Below are 6,814 nucleotides of genomic sequence, written 5' to 3' on the forward strand. Positions count from 1 at the left end.
GCACACTTGCGTCGTGAAACCTCCCAGCCGCGGCCGAACTGGCAGCGGACGGTCTCGGACCAGGGGTTGGTGTTCGGCTCACCCGCGAGGTACGCGAACGGCGCTGACCGTCCGTACTGGGACGAGTCGGTGCACTACGTGTTCGAGATGAGCGAGGTCCTCTCGCTCGAAGCCGACGTCGAACTTCTCCACTCCATGTGCCTCGACGCGGTCGACAACGTGGTGCTCACCGAGCGGTACCGCGACTTCGGCATCCCCGAATGGGTGTGGCCGCACATCGCCGAGTCGTGGCGCCGCCGCGACCCGCACGTCTACGGGCGCTTCGACCTGCGCTACGACGGCTCGGGCCCCGCGAAGCTGCTCGAGTACAACGCCGACACCCCCACGTCGCTGCTGGAGGCCGCGTACGTCCAGTGGTACTGGAAGGAAGACGTCTTCCCGGACGGCGACCAGTGGAACTCGCTGCACGAGCGCCTGGTCGAGCGGTGGACGGAGATCGGCACCAAGCTGCCCTCCAGCGAACTGCACTTCACCTGGTCGGGCGCCGACCCGTCCGGCGAGGACCATCTCACGATCGCCTGCCTGCAGGAGACCGCCGCCGAAGCGGGCCTGAACACCGTGGGCCTCGCGATCGAGGAGGTCGGCTGGGACACGCTGCTCAACCGGTTCGTCGACCTCGAAGAGTCACCGATGGGCACGGTCTTCAAGCTCTACCCGTGGGAATGGGTGGTCGAGGAGCAGTTCGGCCGCCACGCCGTCGAGTCGCTGCCCGGCACGCTGTGGGTCGAGCCGCTGTGGAAGATGCTGCTCTCCAACAAGGCGCTGCTCGCGATCCTGTGGGAGATGTACCCGGGCCACCCCAACCTGCTCCCCGCCTACCTGAACGATCCCGGCATGCTCACCGAGTACGTGCGCAAGCCGCTGCTCGGCCGCGAGGGGTCGAACATCCAGATCGTCGCCCCGGGCTACGAGACGCAGACCGGTGGCGTGTACGGCAAAGAAGGCTTCGTGTACCAGCTGTTCGATCCGCTTCCGGAGTTCGACGGCTACCGCCCCGCGTTGGGTGCCTGGGTCGTCGGCGACACGTCGGCGGGCCTCGGCATCCGGGAAACGGTCGGTCTGGTGACCGACGATGGCGCGGCGTTCGTGCCGCATCGAATTGTTGAGTAAGACTCCGAAAGGGAACAGGTAATGGACTACACGACGCTCGCGTTGGACCCCGGCTTCGGCTCGGCCATCGGCCGGGGCATCGGCGCGATCGCGCTGTACGCCGTCGTCGGTCTGGTCCTCATGGTGTTCGGCTTCTACGCGATCGACTGGACGACGCCGGGCAAGCTGTCGATCCTGGTCCGCAACGGCGCGCCGAACGCCGTGATCGTCACCGCCTCCGGCCTCGTGTCGATGGCGTTCATCGTCGTCGTCGCCATCCTGAGCGCGGTCGGCAAGCTCGACGAGGGCCTGCTCACGTCGCTGATCTACGGCATCGTCGGCATCATCGTGCAGGTCGCGGCCGTGCGGCTGCTGGAGTGGGTGACCAAGCTCGACATCGGCTCGATCATCGAGTCGGACAGGTTCGCGCCCGCCTCCGTCGTCGTCGCGGCGGCGCACGTCGCTCTCGGCCTCGTGGTGGCGTTCGCGATCTACTAGGCCGTTCGGCTGTTGAGGGACCCGGCGCCGTGTTCGGCGCCGGGTCTCTTTCGTTCGCGGGCGCCCGCCACCAATGGAGCAACCCTGTCCAACCGCCCCCTTTTGCGAACGAGAAGCGTGACCACGCGTCCACATCTGGTGCATTCTCCTAACTCGAAGGGGTGGACTTCGGGGGGATGCATTGCGTGTGCTCGCATTGGGGCCGGTCGAGGTGTGGGACGGCGACAGACAGGTGGCCCTCGGAGGGCCCAAACCCAGAACGTTGCTGGTGGCGTTGTTGCTCCAGCTGAGGCAGGTCGTCACTGCCGACCGGCTCGTCGACCTGATCTGGGACGAGTCGCCGCCACAGAGCGCAGCCGCTCTCGTTCACACCTACGTGTCATCCCTGCGGCGGGTGGCCGGACAGGCGCTGGTCACCCGAGCACCGGGCTACCTCCTCGACGTCGAGTACAGCGACGTCGACGAGTTCACCCGGCACGTGTCGCTTGCGCGGCAAGCCGAGCGGGACGACGATCCCGCGACCGCGTTCCGCCACTACGAGCGAGGACTCGCGCTCTGGCGAGGCCCCGCGCTGCACGGGATCGAGGCGAACTTCGCCAGGGGCCACGCCCTCGCCCTGGAGGAGTCACGTCTGTCCGCCCAGGAAGGTCTCGGCCGCTGCGAGCTGGCCCAGGGCCGGTTCGAGGACGCGATCGGTCGCCTGTCCGCGTTGGCGCACTCCCACCCGGCGCGTGAGGACACGCGGTTGTTGCTGATGAGCGCGTTGTACCGGGCGGGCCGGCAGGCCGACGCGCTCACCGTGTACCGCGAGGCGCGGGCCTACCTCCTCGACGAACTGGGGATCGAGCCGGGCGAGAAGCTCCAGACGTTGCACCGGCAGTTGCTGGCCGGGGCGCTCGAGATGCCGCCGATCGCCGCCGCACCCGCGCGGAACGTCGTCGTGCCACACCACCTTCCGCCGGACATCAGCGACTTCACCGGACGTCAGGACGCGTTGGCGCAGGTGCTGGCCGTCGCCGACGCGCCGGCGAACACGACGTCGACCCCGACCGTCGTCATCTCGGGCTTCGGCGGCGCCGGCAAGTCCGCGCTCGCCGTGCGCGCCGCTCACCTGCTGCGCCGCGACTACCCGGACGGTCAGCTCTTCGCCGATCTCCGCGGCGCTGAGCGGGATCTGCAGTCACACGAGGTCGTGGGTCGGTTCCTGGGCCTGCTCGGTGTGCTCGGCAAGGACCAGCCGGACGGGATCGACGAACGCGTCGAGCTGTACCGGCGCCTGGTCGCCGATCGCAAGCTGGTGATCGTCCTCGACAACGCCCGCAGCGAGAGACAGGTGCGGTCGTTGTTGCCGGGCAACCCGAACTGCTTCGTGATCATCACGAGCCGCTCACGCCTGACCGGCCTGGAGGGCGCGGACCCCGTCGAGCTGGATCTCCTCGAGCCCGAGGTCAGCGCGGAGATGCTCAGGCGCATCGCAGGCGAGCAGAGGGTGCAGGCGGAGCCGGAGGCGGCCCGGCACATCGTCGAACTGTGCGGAGGTGTGCCGCTGGCCCTGCGCGCGGCGGCGGCCAAGCTGCTCGCCCGCCCTCACTGGCCGCTGCGCACGCTCGCGAAACGCCTGTCCGACGAGCGGCGAAGACTCGACGAGCTCACCGTCGGTGATCTCGCGATCCGCTCCAGCCTGCGGTTGAACCACGCTGACCTCGACGACCTGCACCGCACGGCGTTCCACCTCCTCGCGATGCTCGACATGCCCGACTTCGGCGCATGGGTCGCCGCGCCGCTGCTCCTCGTGGACCTCGACGAGGCCGAGGACGTCGTGGAACACCTGGTCGAGCTCAGGCTTCTCGACGTCGCGGGGGTCGACCACATCGGACGTGTGCGTTACCGCTTCCACGACCTGGTGCAGCTCTTCGGCGCGGAGCAGGCGCCTCTCGACGACGGCGTCACCACTGCGGTCGGCAGGCTCCTCGCCACGTGGGTGACGCTCGTCGAAGCGGGTTCGAAGCGGTTGCCACGAGTCACGCTGGGCCTGCGTCCCCGGCCCGGTGTGGAGGAGGAGGTCGATCCGCGCCTAGTCGAAGAGGTCGAGGAGAACCCCATGGGGTGGCTGCACTCCGAGACGAGTGCGGTCGTGCGGGTGGTCGAGCGCGCGCACGACCTCGGGGTCGACGAGATCACGACGACGTTGATCACGTCGCTGCTGTCGTCGTCGTTCTCGGCCCGCAACGAGTTCGACGGCTGGCAGCGGACACACGACGTCGCACTCCGTGCCACGCGTGCGCAGGGCAACACGGCGGCCGAGGCCGTCGTCCTGGCCGGGCTCGGGCAGCTGCGGTACGAGCAGGACGACTTCGACGCGGCTCTGACGAACTTCCAGCAGGCGGCCGACGGTGCGGAACTGGTGGGCGACGACGCCACGTTGGCGGTAGCGCTCGTCGGACTCGGCACGGTGTACCGCGACCTCGCGTCGTTCGATCTCGCGCGGTCGATGCTGAACCGGGCCGTGCGGCTGGGTGACGACGAGATCGTGGCCGCCGCCGCGTACGGCCTGGGGGCGATAGACCGAGACCTGGGAGATCTCGCCACCGCGGAAGCCGCCCTCGAACGCAGCCTCTCGCTCTACCAGAAGCTCGACGACCAACGAGGTACCGCACTCGCTCTGCGTGGCCTGAGCCTGTGCCACCGGGCGTCGGGGAAGTTCCTGGAGGCGGTCGAGTCGAGCCGGGAGGCCGAGGCACTGCTGCGAGCGGCCGGTGACGAGCTCGGGGCCGTGTACGCGGTGCAGTCGCTGGTGAAGGCCTCGCTGCGAGCCGGGTTGTTCGAGGGCTTGGACGATCTGCTGGCCGAGTGCACCGAGGTCTGCGACAGGCAACGGGACCGGTTCGGCCTCGCCCTGATGACGAGGACGAGAGGAGAGCTGTCCCTGAGCCTGGACAGGCCTGACGCCGCCGCACTGCTCTCGGAAGCGCTGGACCTGTGGACGGAGCTCGGCGCACCGCTCTGGCGCGCACGGACGATGCGGGACCTCGCCGCAGCCACCTCGGACGCCGGCACCTGGACAGCGGCACTGGAGCTCTTCCGGTCGCTCGGTGTTCGCGAGGCCGTCGAACTCGAGGGGATGACCGCGGCCGAATGGCTGTCGTCGACACGTCTGCCGTAGTGCCGGGCAATATGCGCTGGCGACAGCCCACTACTCTGTTGAGGGTGATTGACCTCAAGGTGTTGCGCGAGAACCCGGAGACAGTGCGCGCTTCGCAGCGTGCCCGTGGCGAGGACGAGGGCGTCGTCGACAGCCTGCTGTCCGCGGACGAGCGCCGGCGGACCGCCATCTCCCGCGCGGACACCCTGCGCGCCGAGCAGAAGGTGCTCGGCAAGGAGGTCGGCAAGGCCAAGGGCGACGAGCGCGCCGCGCTGCTGACCAAGGCGAAGGACCTGGCCGCCGAGGTCAAGGCCGCCGAGGCCGAGCAGCACGCCACCGCCGACGAGGTCAACGAGCTCCTCGCCAAGATCCCGAACCTGGTGCACCCGGACGCACCGGTCGGCGGCGAGGACGACTTCCGCGTCATCAAGACCGTCGGCGAGCCGCGTGAGTTCGACTTCGAGCCGGTCGACCACCTCGACCTGGGCACGAGGCTCGGCGCGATCGACATGGAGCGCGGCGCCAAGGTCGGCGGCTCGCGGTTCTACTTCCTCCGGGGCGTCGGCGCGCAGCTGGAGCTCGCGCTGCTCAACATGGCGGCGGCGCAGGCAACGGCCAACGGTTTCGAGCTCATGATCACGCCCACGCTGGTGCGGCCGGAGATCATGGCGGGCACCGGCTTCCTGGGCGCGCACTCGAGCGAGATCTACCACCTGCCCGCCGACGACCTGTACCTCGTCGGCACGTCGGAGGTGCCGCTCGCCGGCTACCACGCCGACGAGATCCTCGACGGCGAACGCCGCTACGCGGGCTGGTCGTCGTGCTACCGCCGTGAGGCCGGCTCGTACGGCAAGGACACCCGCGGCATCATCCGCGTGCACCAGTTCAACAAGGTCGAGATGTTCTCCTACGTCAAGCCCGAGGACGCCGAGGCGGAGCACGCCCGGCTGCTGGGCTGGGAAGAGGAGATGCTCGCCAAGATCGAGGTGCCCTACCGCGTCATCGACACGGCGACGGGCGACCTCGGCACGTCGGCGCACCGCAAGTTCGACTGCGAGGCCTGGGTGCCGACGCAGCAGAAGTACCGCGAGCTGACGTCGACGTCGAACTGCACGACGTTCCAGGCCCGCCGCCTGAACGTCCGCTACCGCGACGAGAACGGCAAGTCGCAGATCGCCGCCACGCTCAACGGCACGCTGGCGACCACCCGGTGGATCGTCGCCATCCTGGAGAACCACCAGCAGGCAGACGGCTCCGTGGTGGTCCCGAAGGCGATGCGGCCGTTCATGGGCGGCCTGGAAGTGCTCAAGCCGAAGTAGTGGCGGGGACTCCTGGCCGTCGCACTACCGCGACGGCCAGGGACCTGTAGAACCTGGAACGATCGTTGGAGTCGTCTTGGAGACGGCTTGAAGACGTGAACGACAACCTTTTGATGCAAGGGAAAACAGTCCCGACATCAAGGGGTTCACATGCTCCGGAACACCGTCGCCGCTGCGCTTTCAGCCGCAGCCGTGGTTCTGCTCACCGCTCCGGCCGCGCTCGCGGCCGCTCCCGCAGCGCTCAACGACGACTTCCAGATCCTGCTCTACTGCCAGGAAATCGGCGTTCCCGGTGGTGTCAGCCGCGCTGACATGATGGTCAGATCGCAGCCGTGGATCGACGCCCGCGTTCCCTACAGTCAGGCGGGCTGCCACTCCAACCAGTACGGCAGCTACCGCACCGACTGCTCGGGGTACGTGTCCCTGATCTGGGGCCTCGGCCGGTCCGAGACCACCCTGACGCTGCGGAACTTCTCTTCCCTGATCAACCGCGCCGACCTGCGCACCGGCGACGCCCTGCTCAACGACGGCCACGTCGCGCTCTTCGTCCGCTGGGCCGACGGGGCGCGAACACAGCCCGTTGTCCGCGAGCAGGCGGGGCCGAACGGTGCGCCGACCGTCGAACGCACTTGGTCGGCGGGCACCGCGAGCACCTACGAGCCGCGCCGCTACCACAAGGTGATCGAGGCACCCACGCCTCCTCCGC

General features: G+C 68.8%; 5 protein-coding genes. All 5 read left to right on the top strand.

Features of this window, described 5'->3' with window-relative positions:
* Positions 1-6: 6 nt before the first annotated feature.
* A complete protein-coding gene (locus SK571_RS09205; RefSeq protein ID WP_319983580.1) occupies positions 7-1,170 on the top strand; it encodes a glutathionylspermidine synthase family protein in 1,164 nt (387 codons plus the stop codon).
* 21 nt (positions 1,171-1,191) lie between these two features.
* Positions 1,192-1,647 (top strand): DUF350 domain-containing protein, encoded by a 456-nt coding sequence (locus SK571_RS09210; RefSeq protein ID WP_089907738.1) that lies wholly within the window; start codon positions 1,192-1,194, stop codon positions 1,645-1,647.
* A 187-nt stretch (positions 1,648-1,834) separates the two neighbouring features.
* A complete protein-coding gene (locus SK571_RS09215) occupies positions 1,835-4,810 on the top strand; it encodes an AfsR/SARP family transcriptional regulator (RefSeq protein WP_319983600.1) in 2,976 nt (991 codons plus the stop codon).
* A 44-nt stretch (positions 4,811-4,854) separates the two neighbouring features.
* Positions 4,855-6,108, top strand: a complete 1,254-nt coding sequence (gene serS, locus SK571_RS09220; RefSeq protein WP_319983581.1) for a serine--tRNA ligase — start codon at positions 4,855-4,857, stop codon at positions 6,106-6,108.
* A 150-nt stretch (positions 6,109-6,258) separates the two neighbouring features.
* The coding region (locus SK571_RS09225; RefSeq protein ID WP_319983582.1) for a hypothetical protein at positions 6,259-6,814 on the top strand (556 nt) is incomplete at its 3' end.

It is taken from the genome of Lentzea kristufekii (assembly GCF_033949925.1).
Classification (GTDB): Bacteria; Actinomycetota; Actinomycetes; order Mycobacteriales; family Pseudonocardiaceae; genus Lentzea; species Lentzea kristufekii.